We start from the raw sequence: 16,209 nt of genomic DNA, 5'->3' as shown, positions 1-16,209 counted from the left end.
ATCTACTTTTTTCCTTCGGCCCGGCGTTTCCGGAAGAACTCTGTCAGTATCTGGCCGCAGCGATCCTGCAAGATTCCGCCCACCACCTCGCAGCGATGATTCAGGCGAGAATCTCCTAGCATTTGATACAACGACTGAACGGCTCCGGCCTTGGGATCGTTGGCACCATAAACGACGACCGGAATTCTGGCCTGAAGGATTGCTCCCGCACACATCGGACATGGCTCGAGCGTGACGTATAAGATGCAGTCTTCCAGTCGCCATCCGCCAACCGCTTCGGCAGCTTGAGTGATCGCAATCATTTCCGCATGAGCAGTGGGATCGCGTAGCATCTCACGTTGGTTGTGAGCGGCCGCGATGATACTACCCTCGCGCACAATCACCGCGCCGACAGGCACCTCCTCAATTCGTGCGGCCTGTTCCGCTTGCTGCAGGGCCATCTGCATGAACATCTGATGCAGTTGAGGCAGGTCGAATTGCCCTTGGATATCAGAATCGATCACTCGCTCGCTTTCCGAGAAACAAAAAAGGCATCCTTCCACAATAGGAAGGATGCCCTTGAATGTACTTGAGTTTGGCGAGATCGTCACGACCTTACGGCAGATCATCTTCGCTGAGCGACTTCTGCTGCCAATTGCCGGACGTCGTGTTCCCATTGCCAAAGTATGGCGAAGCACCACCTTTGAGACGAGAATCGCGCCCGTCACTGGTCAGAATGCGTCCGTAGACATTGGAATCCATGTCGGTCTGAACGACTTTGACGGAGCCATCCACAAACGAAGTCAACACGGTGTCGCCGTGATAGCTGGATGGCAGAAAGTTGCCCCCCAGCGGCGTGCTGAGTTCGCCCAGCGAAATAGGACCACCAGCGGTGGCAAATGCATCATTCCAAAGAAGTGCTGCGTCATCTTCGCTGATTTCTTCATTCCACTTCACACCGGCACCAGCAGTACCAAACGCAGGAATACGAACTCGTTCGCTCAGCAACAGCGTGTTCGACATACCATCTTTGAACTTCGAGCTAGTGATTTTGACTTCGTCTTGCCCCCACAGGTTGCTGTAGTCACTCCAGGCACCGTTTTCAGGAAGATCGAGAGGATCGGAAGTGTCGGCCAGGTTGTTCGAGAAACCGCCATTGGGATAGTAGCTGACTGGATTCGTTTCGGCGGGATCGAGAGGATCGCTAGGACAAACCAACGTCTGAATGATAATGCCATCGAGGACGACTGGATCGTAAGCAACGATCGAATTCGATGGATCACCAGCAATGTACGATTCCGCCAAGTCTTGGCGATCGATTTCGCTCAGCAACGGAACCACCCAACCGACGATTTCGTACGCTTGGTAGCTGCCTTTAGCACCCGACGTATTCGCAACGGCTTTCGACCACGAACGATGCGGAGGCATTTCGTTACGGGGATGCGAATTCATCTTCGTCTGCACAGCTATGCCGAGCTGCTTCATGTTGTTCATGCAGTCCGCGCGTCGGGCTGCTTCTCGCGCCATATTGACCGCTGGGAGCAGAAGCCCTGCCAAAATTCCAATAATGGCGATCACGACTAGCAATTCCACCAGTGTGAAGCCGTGTCGGCGGTTGATCATGTCCGGAAATCCTTAATGCGTGAGAAGTCACTGACGAGCGTTATTTTCAGGTGCATGGCCAGCCCTAAGTATCACCCATTCCTGTGCAAATGTCGAGTACTTTGTCAACGGAGGGGGCGCGACGCAAACTGGCTCTAGGTAACGGTTTTACAGGATTCATCAACCATTTCGGATTCGCAGGCTGCGGAAAGTTTTTTGCAAAGGCTCCCTTTTCCACACCGACACTCTATTTCTAGATGCATCCCGGCGCGGGATCTTGTTGGTGGTCTTTGACTTAGGTACGACCGTGAATCCCGAGAAGAATATCTGGCTCGATCTGCTCGAACGTTGGCCTAAAGATGTACCTCACAAAGGGGTCATCATGACCGAGCTCAACGAGTCAATTCCTTTCGTGGGCTTCGCTTACGACGACAACATGGTGGTCGTCCAGCGGCAAACGCCTGATGCCATCGGGGCTCGCCAGGTCATTATCCCTTTTACATCAATCAGCTACCTCAAAATTACGGCCATCGTTCTTCCTAAGTCCTTTGCAGACTTCGGGTTTAAGGGATCGATGCCGAAAGTCTGATGAAGTCTATCTTCCTCGATTACAACGCGACGACTCCGATCGCTCCGAGCGTTCAGGAAGCGATGTTACCCTTTATGGCAGAGTACTTTGCGTCGCCTGATGCCATGTATGCGCGAAGTCGGGCTATTGATGAGGCCTTGGAAGATGCTCGCGGTCAGGTGGCTCACCTGCTTGGCGTAACCTCTGATGAGATCGTGTTTTGCGCCACGGGTACAGAAAGCTGCAACTTGGCTATTCAAGGGGCAGTCAGTGAATATCTGGCTCAAAGAGAGCGTTGCCACATCATTGTTTCGGCCATTGAACATGCTGCGGTCATGCAAACCGTAACTCATTGCGTACGACTGGGTTGCGATGCGACGACTGTTCCCGTTGACGAGAACGGGCAAGTGATGCTCGACGCGTTTGCGGCTGCCATTCGTCCAGATACGAAACTAGTCTCAATCATGCTTGCCAACGATGAGACAGGCGTGCTGCAGCCGGTCCAGGAATTGGCCGAAATATGCAAGGATAAAGGGATCCTATTTCATACGGATGCTTGCCAGGCCGCCGGAAAGATTCACATTAGCCCTCAGCAGCTGGGGGTCGATTTGCTAAGCATATCGGCGCATAAATTCTATGGGCCGAAAGGGGCAGCAGCTCTTTATGTAAAGAACGGCACCTCAATCCAGCCTTTGATTCACGGTAGTGGTGCGGAACATTCCTTGCGAGGTGGTGCTGAAAATGTCATGGCTTGGGTCGGCATGGGCAAAGCTGCGAACCTGGTCGGACGAAGCATTGATGCTGCGGCGGAGAAACTAACACTACTTACGCGGCAGTTTTCGCGAAGATTAATGGAGGCGATTCCGGAACCGATTGTCATTCATGGTTCACGTGCCGAGCGACTTCCTAACACTCTTTGCGTTAACTTCCCCTTTGTTTCCGGACAAAAGCTGCTTCAGCGCGTTCCAGAGATATGTGCCTTTACTTCGTGCGGCGATAGTGTCGGTGGTGGAAACGCTTCCGTTGTGCTCGCGGCGATGGGGGCTTCCGACAAGGAAAAGGAAGGAACCATTCGGCTAAGCTTGGGCTGGTACACTTCTGAAGAAGAAGTCGATCAGGCCGCCGACTTGTTGATTCATGCATGGGAATCATTGCGGCAATAAACGCGCTAATCATCGTCCCATTTAATGATTGACGCGTGTACACTTCTGCAATACTCTTTCAATACTACTCGTAAACTACCTTACAATAAGTCAGCAATCGTTCTGCATCTTCTGCTGACTCGATCAACACAGCGGCTAAGGTGGTTCTCCCTGCCCTTCCCCTCACCCCTTTCTTTGCATTTTGCCCCAAATCAATCTTTACGGGATAAGCCGTAAAGAAATCGGTCATCGTTGATCGAAGAACGATTGATGAGGTTGCCACTTATGTGGGGCTGAGTCAGATGGGGTCCGCCCTAATGACGTACTTAAGCTTGGCACTCCAACTTTTCACGATTTGGGATTCCCCCCAATTTCGATGGATGCCTGCGTGTGCGTTCCGGTAGCGTTCCTGTTAGCGCAAGTATTTTCCGCTAATTTAGAGAGCACTCCCAAGATCACCCCGTTTGACGCGAATCCTCTTCCGGGCAAACAAGCAAGGAAGACGAGGCCCCTTCGCCTGCCAGTAACGAAATGAGGCTTCCAAAATGATTGTCAAAGCACAAGGTTTCCAGATCGATACCGACTCCATTTGCTTCTCGCTGATGTACCGCTGTATGCAGTGCAACAGCATCGTCAATGGATCGAAAGATAACGACGGCTGCATCACTTGCGAAAAGTGCCACAGCCAACTCGAAGATGACGACGAAGTCGCCTATCGCCTCGATGGGGATGACTAGTCTCGCGAAATAGCCGGAACAAGTAACAACGCCATGTTGTTCTGATCCAAATGGGCAGGGCAGCTTCGATCGTTAGTGGGCAGCCTCTCGGGGAACGATCGAAGCCGTCCTCTCGTTGTGGAACGCGAGAAGTCTAACCCACCGATCTTCAATCATCTATCGATATCCCGCGATCAACCAGGCGGAGATTTTCTGTCTCCCTCTTTCACCCAACTGTCCTGTCGAAACATGTCGGTTGCGGCCCAGGCTATTTCTCTTGCGATCTGCTTTCTCGCACTTGGTCGGTGAGCTTTGCATTGAGGCCGCAATGTTCAGGCGAGCGATGCGTTTGCCCGAATCGTCGGCCGACGTAATTCCAATGACCGACTACCGAACTTCACTCGGTCGATTTCTTTGACGCGACTCCCGCGCCCTCTACCATGCCTCACATGACGGATGCCTAATACCATCATTTACGTAACGGCGTCTACTTATCCTGCGAACACATAACATCATTTCTTGATAGGTCGCAACCACACTACTTTGTCTCTTCATGCATGGATGGAATAACAATGCATCCATCTATTGCTCGTTACCATTTCCACCCCATAAGGAACGACTTGATGAATGTAAGTGCAGGCGGAATCACAAACCAACGGTCTCTTCTACGATCACGCAGCAGCGTAACGTTGTTGCTCAGCTGCATGGCGGTGCTGCTGGCGAGTGGCTGGTGTAGCGAAGCGTTTGCCCAATCTGGCACGCCAACTTCTGAAACCACTTTCACCGACCCCCGTTATCTTCTTGACCCTCAGCCGATGAATGACTTCAACATTCGAACGACGGCAACGACAGCCAACCTGGAAGTCCAACTCCAGCAATACTTCGAGCAATGGAGTGGTAACCTACATGGGTACGCTGTTTACAATCGATATGTGACGTTTACGGTCGAAGGGATAGGTTCCTACTCTGTTCCTACCAACGTGCAAGGCAGAGCTTCGCTGTACCTCACCAATCTTCCACTTAACGTGACTGAGTGGGACTGTTCCGTCATCTTCCCTGGAGGTGGTGCGCCTTACAACGGCGTGGTACTCGATGGTTGCTCGGCAACGTTTCAGCTTACGCGGAGCGACCCGTTTTAGCAGTTGATGCTTTTAGCCACATCACCGAGTTTCCTAGTTATCAAGCATATCAATGCTCATGGGTACTAACGAATAAGCGTCCTTCCCCAGGACTTAGCGTTAGTACCCATTTGCTGCATTGAATAGCACGCGCTAAGCTTGTGCTTCTGCCGAGGCGGAATCGGGTGAATCGCCGCTGCTGAAGTTGAACGACTGCATGCTCAGGCCGTCGATTCTTCCGGCCAAGAGATCGGCCAAAGGTTTGGTCATCTCGAACTTGGCAAACAAGATCTTCATTACCGCGGTCATTGGAACGGCCAGGAACATGCCGATCATGCCCCAGACAAGCGACCAGAACATCAACGCCAACAGAATCGCAATCGGGTGAACGTCGAACGAATCGCCCATCATGCGTGGTTCGATAACGTTGCCGCTGATGATCTGCACGGCCGAAGAGAGCGAAATGACCAGGACCATTTTCCAAAGTGCCATTTCCGGATCGAGCAAGATCAGCGGCAACGGCAACAAGCAAGCGAAAATCGGTCCGATGTTTGGAATGAAGTTAAACAGGAACGCCAGCAGGGCAAAGACGGCCGCCAACGGAATTCCGAACAGCCAAAGTACGAACCCGAACGCGAGGCCTGTGAAAAACGAGATCAACGATTTCGTCAAAATGTACTCGCGGATTTTCTGATCGATCTCTTTCCAGGTATCCTCCGGCAACGTGGCATCGGAACTTCCTAGTAGCAAAAAGAACAGAAAGATGACGACCATCGTTCCTGTCTGCAGCAAGTACCACGTCCAGCCAACCATATGCTGAAGTGCGGCTGTCGAAAAGTTGTGGATAAACTCCGAAAACCCGTCCTTTTGAGACGTTTGTTGTTCGAGGCTGCCCGCTTCTTGCACCGCCGCTCCTTCGACATCTGGCTCGGAACCATTCTGGGCCGTATCGGTCGAACTGTTGGACCACGACGTGATGCTTTGCATGGCCAACTCGGGCTTCATCACAAACTCAGGTATCCAGGCCTGCCAGGCCTTGGCACCTTCGACATACTTCTTTCCATCTTCACGAAGCTGTGCGACGGAGACCCAGATAATGCTCCACAACACAAAGACCAGGGCGAAGCCGATCATCGAAGCGATCAACACGGCAACGAGCCGCGTGGTGGAAAGGCGATCTTGAATTCCGGAAAGGACCGGGGTCAGTCCGCTGACGATAAAGATCGCCATGACGAAGGGAATCAAAACGGACTGCAGCCAGTAAAGCGTCCACAACGCAAGCACCCCAACCCCAATGGCCAGGCATATGGTTTGTCGCCGTATGTCTGTTTCAATGACATCAAATCGAGACATGAGATGCTTTCTTAGGGGGAGTTTTCAGTTTTCGGTGTTCAGTTTTCAGTAAGAGGGGAGCTTCCGCTCCCATAGATAAGTCCCCTCGCCCCTTGGGGAGAGGGTTAGGGTGAGGGGGCGACACTACGGAAAACGCAAACATCATAATGGAACGGCAGTTCCTTCCTGCTGAAAACAGAAATTCGAAAACGGAACTCTCTTTGTTTATTCCAAATCTTCTTTGTCGACCAATGGTTCGAACAATAGAACGGTTATCAGAAACAGGATCCATCCCAAAATCATGATCGAACCGCCGATAGGGACGATCATCGTGAATTGAGTCATGCCGAGGGCGGAGATCAAATAGAGCGTTCCACTGAAAAGCTTCACACCGACGACCATGGCCAATGCGGCGATTAAGCCGATGACTTGACCTCTGGCGGAAACGGCCATGGTGAGCCCCAGCCCGATCATCGCGAGTCCGTGGTACATGTGGTACTTCACCCCGGTCTCGTACTGCGAAAGCCGCTTAGCCGCTTCCGCGTTGGGGGCCGGATCGGAAAGCTCTCCTTCGGCAGGCTCGCCACTGGACGTTGCTTCCACGATCATGTCACGAACCATATGCTCCATCGCTCCCGCCACGACCGCGGTAAGGGCAAACAGAACGCCTAGAAACAAGACAAATTTGGACATTGTTAGTTTTCAGTTTTCAGTGTTCGGTTTTCAGTAAGAGATTGTGCCAGACTGGTTAGCATACGGGAAATCGTTTTAGCTCTGACACGAATCTTGTTTGGTCTTTGTGAGAGATCACCCCCACACGTGCGGCAATGTAACATTGGGTTCTCAACTCAGCAGCCGAGCCTTGGGCGATCTTCAGGAAGCGGATGAAGTCTTTCCCGCCCCGTTCGGAACCTTCGGCAATGTTGCTGGCCACGGACACAGCCGACTTCTGCATTTGATCTCGGAGTGCGAAGTCGCGACAGGCCTGTAATGACGCATAGATCTCGACAGCTAGTTTGCAGGATCGTTTCCAAACTTCAAGGTCTTCAAACGACTGGTAAGCCAATTCGTCTTTCCTCCCTCTTACTGAAAACGGAACACTGAAAACTGAACACTTCGATCGGCACGTCAACTTCCAAGGCCAGCACGGAGCAAACCCCATTGTATTCCAACCCCCGAGCAGCGCGCAAAAAATACCGCCGTGGAAGTCCGAAGACATTCCACGGCGGCAGGAGGTCATAGCTTGATTGCCGACTGTGGCGTTAGTTGGTGAAGCCGAGTTTGGCTTCTTCTTCCTCTTGGATGATGATTCGAGGAGTCACCATCATCATGAGGCTTTGGGTTTCGCGGCCGATACCCACATTACGGAACAGTCGGTTGATGTACGGCAGCTTACTGAAGACCGGAATACCGCGTTCGCGACGTTCTTCGCTCAGACGCTTAATACCACCCAAGAGCACCGTACCGCCGTCCGGCACACTCACCGTCGTGCTCACTGTCACGAAGGAGAACTGCGGCAGCTGAATCGTGGTACCGGAAGTGGTTTCTTCCTCTTCATCTTCGGTCGAACCGCCATCCGGAGCGTCAGGATCGGTCACCGTCGAGTCGGTACGACTGCTGGTCGTTCCTTCAAAGGTGAACTCTTCGACGTTTCCGATACGGCTGAAGAATGGTACCAGCGTCAGGCGGACAAAGCGACGGTCTGGCGAGACAACCGCTTGAACGCTGAGCGAAGTACCTTCGTTGAGAACCACAATGACCGGCTGCTGTGCGGCGGCAAAGTCACCCACGACAGGGACCACGCTCGTGACGAACGGGGTTTGCGTGGTATCCGACACGAATGCCGTTTGACCGTTGAACAGCGTAACCTTAGGAGCTTGCATCACGTTCGATCGCAAGTCACCCTGGGCGGCCTGCATCACGAAGTAAGCTTCGATGTCCGACAGCATGGCGAAGCCAAACTGAGCACCTGCCGGTTGGATAAGACCACCGACCGCAGGAACCGTGTTAGCAAACATCTGCTGTGTGAACTGAAGGTCCAAGTCTTCCGTGAACACAGGGCCGTTCACAGGATCGTACTCGTTCAAACCGACCGTCACACTAGGGCTACCGGTTGGGCTTGGGCCGTCCGAGTTATCGTTGAGCTCGAAGTCGAAGTCGACACCGATACGCTCGAAGAAGTTGTCGGTCAGCGTGATGAAGCGAACTTCGATGGTGACCTGAAGGTCTTGCAGACGTCGCAGCTGAGCCAAGAGGTCGGCGAGTCGGTCGTGCACTTCCTGAGTCTGGCTGACAACCAGGCTAAGGTTCGTAGCGAATGGAGCGACCGAACCAGGACCCCCCAGTTCTTCCCACGATTCTGGTTCCACCGTCGTTGTGATCAGTTCGATCAGCGAGTCGAAGTCAGGCTGAACGCCACCACCGAAGCCACCGGCTCCGCCGACACCGCCACCAGGACCGAAGCCCATGTTGCCTTGAGCTTGACCGCTGACAGGAGGACCACCGCCGGACAAGCCAGGGATGAATCCGTTAGGAACCTGAGCCAAAGCACTCGAGCTGCTGAGGTCTTCCCCTTGAGCGAACAGCGACATCGGGTTGGTTCCGCCCATGGTACCTGCTGGCGAACCGGCAAGACCTTGGCTTTCGTAGGCAGCCTTAATGGCACCTGGCAAACCCATGTTGTAGCTCGGAACAAAGTTCGGAATCGGCAGCACCAAGTCAGCGACGTTGTAAACCTTCTGGTAAACGTTGCGGCTGCGGAACGATTCGCTGGTGATGACCAGGGCTTCGTCGCGAATCACATAGCTGAGCCGCAGTGGCTGCAGAATGTGATTCAAAGCACTGTCCAAGCGAACCGCTTGCTGCATGTTAATGGTGATTTCGGTGTCGTAAGTCACCCCTTCTGCCTGCAGGCCGCGTGGATCAAGCATCACGTTGATACCGACCATGCTGCCGAGGGTTTCCATGACGCTTTGCAGCGACTGCTTGTTGAACTTGACGTCGACTTTGGTCTTGAGAGCCTTGCGAATCTCGACTTCGTCTTCCGAGATCTGCGAGTTCTCTGCCAACCAGCGACGACGACGTTCGGTCATGTCAGCCCATTCTTTGGCGTCACCGAACCGGATTGGGTTCGAGTCGTTGAACGGGATGGCCGAGTTTTCGACATCTTGCAGCGTTGCCCAGACGGCTTCTTCCTTCTGGTCCTGCAACGCAAGGTTCTGATAGGTGCGGCGAGCGAACTTCGATTTCCAGATCAGCGTTTGGACGACCGGGTTTTCCGGATCCATTTCGCGGGCCTGGCGAGCGAGCACTTCCGCTTCTTGCCATCGCTGTTGGTCCATCAGTTCGTTGAACTGCTCGACCATTTCAGCCAACTTGTTGTCGACTTCCAGCTTGTAATCGCGTTCGTCTTTGATCTCTTTCTTCAGAGCGGCATTTCGCTCGTCGAGTTCGATCTGCGACTTGTTCATGTCGATGTAGGTTTCCAGCGATTCGATGCTACGATCGACGCGGGAGAGAAGCTGCTTCTTACCGACGGCGTCGATGGCCGACTCGTCAACCGTCTTGCGAACGGTCTTCAGCTTGTCCAAAGCACCCTTCGGATCGACTTCTCGCATGGCATCGGCTTGCGACTGTCCGCGAGTCACTTCCGCGATCATCTGACGCAGAAGGACCTGCTGACGAGCGTCGATTTCCGCCAGTGGCGAAGGATTGCTCGTTTGAGCGACACCGCTGGTCACAGGATTGGTTTGGTACTGCAGGAAGTCTTGCAGACGCTGGCGAGCACCTGGTTCGAGTTGGTTTTCGTACTTCCAAGCTTCCTCGAACAACTTGCGAGCCTTCATTTTGTCACCAGCAGCCAAGGCTTGTTCGCCTTCCTGCAAGTAACGCATGCCGGCTTGACCGGTCGCACCCTGCTGAGCCGAAGCTGGCATGTTGCGGGTATCGTCGTTCTGAGGATTGTAGAGACCTTGAGCGACTGGGAATCCAGCACCACCTTGGCTCTGCGTTCCGCTGGCATGACGAACTGGGCTGGAAGCCTTGGCTCGTTGAATTTCCAGCATCAACAGGTCAGGGCGAAGGTCGCCTTGTTGGTAGCTTCCGTTGCCGAGCGTGCTGGCTTGCTTGGTGAACGCTTCGGCAGTGCCGATGTCGCCACGATCCAAAGCTGCTTTCGCTTGCACGAGGATGGCTTGTTCTTTCGCACGGGCGTTTCCTGCAATGTTGTCAGGAACCTGCGGCGAGGCCTGCTGACCGCCCGACTGACCGCTACGACGACGAGTGATCTCCGTCATCAATCGGTCAGGCGTCACGCGTGCACGCTGGAAGTCGAGGTTCATCGACTGCACCTGGCGAGTCATTTGCTCGGCCAGATCGTATTGGCCGTAAAGCATCAGGCCTTCGGCTTGTTGCAGCAGAACTTCACCAAACTGATAGGCCGACTGAGGACCAACCGGCGAAGCGGAAACCTGATTGACTTTGCGGATCAAGTAGTCAACATTCTCAGGCGAATCTTGGTGAGCCGGATAAACCAGACCCAAGCCATTCACCTGGCGAACGAGCTTCTCGGAGAGTGCCACATTCCCGCGAGCCAGTTCGAGGCGAGCCTGAAGCAGCATTCGGCGAGCCGTTTCGGCGTTGCCTTGGGCGCCGCTGGCAGCCATGTAAGGATTTGCCGTCGTCGATGGTTCCGGCGTTTCGCTCACGCTTGGCAAGCGAGTTGGCGTGGTGGCCTGCGGTGCGGCAGCGACATCGCCACCGAGCATTGCCCCTTGAACGCCCGCTTGTTCCAGATCGCGGCGGAAAGCCATCACCGAGTAACCGGCCGACTGAAAGTTAGGACCGGCTTTGGCGGCTTGTTGATAGTAGTTCAACGCCGACATCGTCTGGCCGCTTTCCAGGGCTGCTTTGCCCCGAGCCAGAGCTTCAGCAGCCATTTGCTGCTGCATGTCAGGTGACTGACCGAGCAACTTCTGGCCGACGTAGTCGGGATTGCTTTTGGCACCCTGCAGATCGGCAAGATCCTGGGCAGCCTTTTCAGGCGTGTCGCGGAACTTGCTGAAGGCGGGATCGCCAGGAGCATTGAATGACTTGGCTTGCTCGATCAGCGAGCCAGCACGTTGGTAGTCTCCAGCACGCATCGCGGCGCGAGCGTTCCGAAGCACCTCTTCCTGCTTTTGCTGATCGTACAGCGAACCCTGCTGTTGACCGGTCGCCGTCATGGTCGTGACGAGCTCAATCTCGGTCAACGGGTTAGCGACGACCCCTTTTCCAGTGCTGAAGCACAGCACGGCAATGAGACCGGCTGTAAGCACACGCGTGGCCAAATTCAACGCGACTCTCCTTGTCTGAACTTGTGGCAGCCTGCGATCCATGTGTTTTGGGATCGTCCGAGAATGATTCATGGTGTTCCTATCCTTCCCCCACGCCGACACGTTTCTGACAAGGGAACATCCACCAACGGTCCCAAACGGGTCCTTTGGCAGTGTCCACGCGTCGCGCGCACTGGTGAATCTGCATCCTTGCATTTCTAGGTGAGGCGGTTAAATACCGGTTCCAAAAATATGGGTCAATACCGGTTTGTGGTATTGCCCAACTATTTTCTGAAAACTGATCGGTCGCGCTGCTAGCACAGGTTTTCTCCTAGGCTCATGGCGCAAAATCGCCGGCGAGTACGGTACTGGGAACCGAGAAATGGCTCAATAGATATTTGGGACGGTTTCGTAAGAAAAAAGGGCGTTCCGAAGAACGCCCTTTTCATTCAATGATCTTTACCAGAGGAAGCAACGTGGCTATTCGCCTCGTCCGCGGCCACGGCGGCCACGACCTTCGCCGCCGCCATACTCTTCGTAGCCACCTTCCATCATGAGTTCGTCCGGAGATCGACCGCCACGCGGCTTTTTGACTTCCGGTTTCGAGAAGTTGAACTTAGCGAACTTCTTCACTTCGTCGATTTCCGACTTGATGTGAATGTTCCCCGCGTCGTCGAGCACCAAGATTTCGCCAGGCACTTTCAGCTTCTCGTTTTCTTCAGTGGTAAATCGACCCACGGTGTCTTGGCCACCCCGAATATCGAGCACGGTGTACCCTGTCTTCAGTGTGTACTCTTGATCCCTCTTATCCGCATCGAGCGGATAAGGTTTGCGGAACTGGTACGTGCCAGGATCGAGGACCCACAAGTCACCCTTGTATTCGACCGACGAGCCGCGGGTAACGTCCTGCAGTTCCTTGGTCACCAAGGCTTTGACATCTTCCTTCGGATCCCACTTCATCGCGAGCACTTTCGCGGTTGGATCGGAAGTTCGCAGCACTTTGCTACGATCGCTTCGGCTGACCACCGTTCGGCCGGCATCGACCGAACCAGCGACCACGTCCGAACTGGAAGGAACACGGACCGCTGGGCTTGCTTCGCTGAACTCAGTGGTTCTCCAGAACTGGAACTGTGGTCCAGTCTGCGTGTTCCCCTGACCTCGCATTTCTCGCATGCCGCCCTGCTGGGTCTGCATGGCCTTCATGATCTTGTCACGTTCTGGCTTCAGACGCGTGAGAACGGTCGATTCCAAAGCACGTGCAGGAGGTGCTTCCTGGTAGTTCTGAGGATTGTTGGGATCCTCGAGCCACAGCTGCACGCGGTATTGGTACGTTTTGTTCGGCATCACCGAAGTATCGTAGAAGCGGAACATTTTGTTCTCAGCATCGAATGCCGAAGAACCATACATACCGCCGCCACCTTCCATACCGCGAGGGCTCATGCCGCCACCGCCACGCGAGTTGGTTCGCTTTCGCATCATGCCTGGTGGTGGCGTCAACATGTCTTGATTCGTTCGACCACCCATCATGCCAGGCATCATTCCAGGTCGACCATACATGTTGCCTTCCATGCCACCCATTCCGCCCATGCCGTTGGGGTCCATGAATCCAGGGATATCGCCTGGCATGTCACCACCAACTTCGGGCATCATCTGCTGATTCATTTCGTCGCCCATCATCTGCCCTTCGTTACCGTACTGATCGCGCGGTTCGTATTCAGGGACAGACGAATGACGGCCCCAGTCGCCTGGGTTGAAAAGAAGGATCGGTGGCATTGGGAAGCTGAGAACCGGGTCGAGATACTCAGGCGGAGCCACTTCGTCCGGCATAAACGCCCAGCGATAGCGAGCCACGGCACGCTGCTGATTCACATTGATCGACTTTTCCCATTCGCCCCACGAACCATCTGGGTTCTGCTCGCGACGTTCGACCGCGAAGTGAACGTAGCGTGGATAGTCGCGGCCTTCCATGTAGTTCGCACGATCCTTGAACGCAGCGTCGTACAAATCTAACTGCTTCTTCAATGGTGCCAGACCGGTGATGGCAACAAAGTACTTGCCTTCGATCTTGCTACCGGAAGCGCCACGCGGCGAACCTAATTCCAATGCTTGTTCTGGAGTCAACGTCGGTGGAGCGTCGGGATCGGCCATGCCCATTTCGCCGCCATAGCCACCGCCGGAGTAGATATCGTATCCACCCCCTTCCGGCATCATCCCAGGCATGCCCATGCCTTCGCCGCGCATTTGGCCCCCCTGCCCAACTTGATTAGGGCTAAGATATGCCAGCGGTGCGAAGCCAGGAGTGACTTCCAGGTCGGTGACGGTCAAGAGAGTTGGATCGGGCCGCTTCTCGATGCTTTCCTTGTGACGCACACGAAAGCTGGAAGGCGTTTCGTAGGGGTTCAGCGGAATCGGCTTGCTCGCACGAACGGCCGCCGTTTGATATTCCGGAGCGACCCAACGCTCGGTTTCGACTTGATCCCAAGTCGCCTTCTTCATGTTTTCTTCGGCCTTGCGAGCTTGATCTTCAAGATCGCCTGGCTTGGTAGTGATCGACTGCTGCTGCGTCCCAAAGTAGACGAACGCAGCCACCATAGCGATGGCCAATCCGAAGACGATCTTTTCGATATGCAGGATCAATTTGGTTTTGATCCCACCGCTTTGTAGATCTAGCTTCTTCATGATGGTGTCATCCTTATTCTGTTCCGTGCCGTCCGAGTGTGAGAAAAGAAGAGTAGGTGCGCCACCGCTTAACGTGTCGTTGCGGTTACGCTGGCGGTTTCGGTCGCATCCTCGTCTGGCGAACTACCGTCTTCAGGTTTGGCACTGCCATCCGGCCAAAGCAAATCGCGATTGACCGGGTTGTAAATGTAAATGATGCCGTAGACTTCAACTGGCGCGTCGAAGATCTTTTCGGCTTGGTCGAGGGCCTGGCTATCTTGGCCGCCCATGCCAGGGCCACCCATTTCCATGCCGCCCATTCCGCCCATGCCTCCGAGGCCACCGCCGCCCATTTCAAAGCCGCCCATGCCGCCTCCCATGCCGCCTCCCATTCCTCCGTCCATGCCGCCACCGACACCGGAGGTTTGAGGATTCACGCGAACCTGACGCACTTCGATCATCAAGTCGGCATTGCCGCATTCGACAAGCAGCTTATCGATCTCGCGTTGGTCCATCAGCAGACGCAGACGCACGGGCAAACGCTTCGCAACCGAGAGGTAGTAATTTTCCTGGGTTGGTTCGGTCGTCGCAGCACGAAGGTCTTCGACCATCAGCTTCTTGTAGTCTTTGTCGACGTAACGGTAATCGCCGGGATCCATTTCCATCCCTTCCATGCCCATGCCATCGGGCCCCATCCCCATGCCATCCATGCCCATACCGTCCATTCCCTCCATGCCCATGCCGTCCATACCCATCCCGTCCATGCCCATGCCATCCATTCCCATTCCGTCCATGCCCATGCCATCGGCAGCAGCAAGCGGGGAACGAGGCGTGACCACTTTGGAACGAATCGGCATCACTTCACGACCGAACTCGATCGTATCGATACCTTTGATGGTGGCTTGGTGGGCACTGCTGATTTCGCCATTGGTCTTGGCGATCACATTCATGATGTTCTCGAGCACCCACAGGTTTTCCTGGGCGTAAAGCACTTCCTTAGTCGTTGGAACGTTTCGTCCACCGGCTCCGGCTGCTCCGTTGGGACCACCCAAGCCATCTCCGCCCATGTTGCCGGCGTTGTTGCCGGACCAGTCGAAGCTTTTGGACTGAATGTTGGTCTGATTTGCTGGATTCCACATCACTAGTGGTGGCTTCTCCAGTTGGTTCTGTCCGCCGAGGCCCATTCCGGGACCGCCTCCTTCGAAGCCGCCCATCCCAAGTCCGCCACCCTCGAATCCACCGAGGCCGAAATTGTCGCCACCGCCGCCCCCCATTCCATTACTGGAAGGTGCCCAGCGGGCATGAATGATCTCGGCAAGCTTAGGCAGTTCTTCCTTGATATAGTCGCGGTAAAGTTCCCGAAGACGAACCGGCAGTTCTTTGTCTTCTTCGGTCAACGCTTCGATCGGACGGCCCAGAAGAATTCCGTTAACGGCGTCCGAAAAATTCGTTCGGCCGACGTTCAATTCGGATGGCCAAGTGAGAACTTTCTGCTGAGCTTCCCACTTCTTTTGCCAGGCCTGATCGATGTCGTCGCGATACTGCGTCAACCAGGTACTCATCTCTTCTTCGTACTGGGTGTTGGGATGGTTTTGCGTCGTGGCAATCTGACGCGCCGAGCTTAGACGCGTTTCGATTTCTGATTTTCGCGAAGCATATTCTTCATCCAGCGAACTGGTAGACATGTACCATCCACCGACGCCGACCAGAAGAATAATGACGGCGCAGACCCAGAAGTAATACTTCTTCAAAAACGCAATGACAGGTCGTATTTTGTCCATG

12 protein-coding genes are annotated in these 16,209 nt (G+C 54.4%); 4 read left to right on the top strand and 8 right to left on the bottom strand.

The window, feature by feature from the left end:
* Nucleotides 1-2 precede the first annotated feature (2 nt).
* Both tadA and LA756_RS24595 read right to left on the bottom strand, forming a co-directional pair.
* Nucleotides 3-452 carry a tRNA adenosine(34) deaminase TadA gene (gene tadA / locus LA756_RS24600; RefSeq protein WP_224440433.1) on the bottom strand — a complete coding sequence of 150 codons (450 nt, stop codon included), beginning with the start codon at nt 450-452 and terminating at the stop codon, nt 3-5.
* 142 nt (nt 453-594) lie between these two features.
* Entirely contained in the window at nt 595-1,602 is a 1,008-nt protein-coding gene (locus tag LA756_RS24595) for a DUF1559 domain-containing protein (protein ID WP_261362060.1), read from the bottom strand.
* A gap of 262 nt (nt 1,603-1,864) precedes the next feature.
* On the opposite strand from LA756_RS24595, the gene LA756_RS24585 reads away from it, so the two are divergent.
* From LA756_RS24585 to LA756_RS24570, 4 genes are all read left to right on the top strand, one after another.
* A complete protein-coding gene (locus LA756_RS24585) occupies nt 1,865-2,170 on the top strand; it encodes a hypothetical protein (RefSeq protein ID WP_224437369.1) in 306 nt (101 codons plus the stop codon).
* Nucleotides 2,170-3,312, top strand: coding sequence for a cysteine desulfurase family protein (locus LA756_RS24580; protein ID WP_224437368.1), 1,143 nt, complete (start codon nt 2,170-2,172; stop codon nt 3,310-3,312). Before LA756_RS24585 ends, LA756_RS24580 begins: the two co-directional genes overlap by 1 nt.
* A gap of 524 nt (nt 3,313-3,836) precedes the next feature.
* Nucleotides 3,837-4,028, top strand: coding sequence for a hypothetical protein (locus LA756_RS24575; protein WP_224437367.1), 192 nt, complete (start codon nt 3,837-3,839; stop codon nt 4,026-4,028).
* 602 nt (nt 4,029-4,630) lie between these two features.
* Complete coding sequence (locus LA756_RS24570; protein WP_224437366.1) at nt 4,631-5,146, top strand: hypothetical protein; 516 nt, start codon at nt 4,631-4,633, stop codon at nt 5,144-5,146.
* 132 nt (nt 5,147-5,278) lie between these two features.
* Here LA756_RS24570 and LA756_RS24565 read toward each other — a convergent pair whose 3' ends face one another.
* From LA756_RS24565 to LA756_RS24540, 6 genes are all read right to left on the bottom strand, one after another.
* Nucleotides 5,279-6,478 carry an AI-2E family transporter gene (locus LA756_RS24565; RefSeq protein ID WP_224437365.1) on the bottom strand — a complete coding sequence of 400 codons (1,200 nt, stop codon included), beginning with the start codon at nt 6,476-6,478 and terminating at the stop codon, nt 5,279-5,281.
* A gap of 204 nt (nt 6,479-6,682) precedes the next feature.
* Nucleotides 6,683-7,150, bottom strand: coding sequence for a DUF423 domain-containing protein (locus tag LA756_RS24560; RefSeq protein WP_224437364.1), 468 nt, complete (start codon nt 7,148-7,150; stop codon nt 6,683-6,685).
* A 55-nt stretch (nt 7,151-7,205) separates the two neighbouring features.
* On the bottom strand, nt 7,206-7,619 hold the full coding sequence (locus LA756_RS24555; RefSeq protein WP_224437363.1) for a four helix bundle protein: 414 nt from the start codon (nt 7,617-7,619) through the stop codon (nt 7,206-7,208).
* 100 nt (nt 7,620-7,719) lie between these two features.
* On the bottom strand, nt 7,720-11,790 hold the full coding sequence (locus LA756_RS24550) for a general secretion pathway protein GspD (RefSeq protein ID WP_224437362.1): 4,071 nt from the start codon (nt 11,788-11,790) through the stop codon (nt 7,720-7,722).
* A gap of 459 nt (nt 11,791-12,249) precedes the next feature.
* A complete protein-coding gene (locus LA756_RS24545) occupies nt 12,250-14,448 on the bottom strand; it encodes a hypothetical protein (protein WP_224437361.1) in 2,199 nt (732 codons plus the stop codon).
* A gap of 68 nt (nt 14,449-14,516) precedes the next feature.
* Nucleotides 14,517-16,208: a hypothetical protein gene (locus LA756_RS24540; RefSeq protein WP_224437360.1), complete on the bottom strand. Its 1,692-nt coding sequence runs from the start codon at nt 16,206-16,208 to the stop codon at nt 14,517-14,519.
* Between the last annotated feature and the right edge of the window lies 1 nt (nt 16,209).

The sequence above is a fragment of the Bremerella sp. TYQ1 genome (genome assembly GCF_020150455.1).
GTDB lineage: Bacteria > Planctomycetota > Planctomycetia > Pirellulales > Pirellulaceae > Bremerella > Bremerella volcania_A.
The sequence above is the reverse complement of the archived record's forward strand: the minus strand, read 5'-3'. Positions and strand labels throughout refer to the sequence as shown.

Excerpts from the sequence above, each read along its gene's own strand:
- tadA (WP_224440433.1), bottom strand. The coding sequence starts at position 452 with ATGTTCATGCAGATGGCCCTGCAGCAAGCGGAACAGGCCGCACGAATT.
- LA756_RS24595 (WP_261362060.1), bottom strand. The coding sequence starts at position 1,602 with ATGATCAACCGCCGACACGGCTTCACACTGGTGGAATTGCTAGTCGTG.
- LA756_RS24580 (WP_224437368.1), top strand. The coding sequence starts at position 2,170 with ATGAAGTCTATCTTCCTCGATTACAACGCGACGACTCCGATCGCTCCG.
- LA756_RS24575 (WP_224437367.1), top strand. The coding sequence starts at position 3,837 with ATGATTGTCAAAGCACAAGGTTTCCAGATCGATACCGACTCCATTTGC.
- LA756_RS24570 (WP_224437366.1), top strand. The coding sequence starts at position 4,631 with ATGAATGTAAGTGCAGGCGGAATCACAAACCAACGGTCTCTTCTACGA.
- LA756_RS24565 (WP_224437365.1), bottom strand. The coding sequence starts at position 6,478 with ATGTCTCGATTTGATGTCATTGAAACAGACATACGGCGACAAACCATA.
- LA756_RS24560 (WP_224437364.1), bottom strand. The coding sequence starts at position 7,150 with ATGTCCAAATTTGTCTTGTTTCTAGGCGTTCTGTTTGCCCTTACCGCG.
- LA756_RS24555 (WP_224437363.1), bottom strand. The coding sequence starts at position 7,619 with ATGGGGTTTGCTCCGTGCTGGCCTTGGAAGTTGACGTGCCGATCGAAG.
- LA756_RS24545 (WP_224437361.1), bottom strand. The coding sequence starts at position 14,448 with ATGAAGAAGCTAGATCTACAAAGCGGTGGGATCAAAACCAAATTGATC.
- LA756_RS24540 (WP_224437360.1), bottom strand. The coding sequence starts at position 16,208 with ATGGACAAAATACGACCTGTCATTGCGTTTTTGAAGAAGTATTACTTC.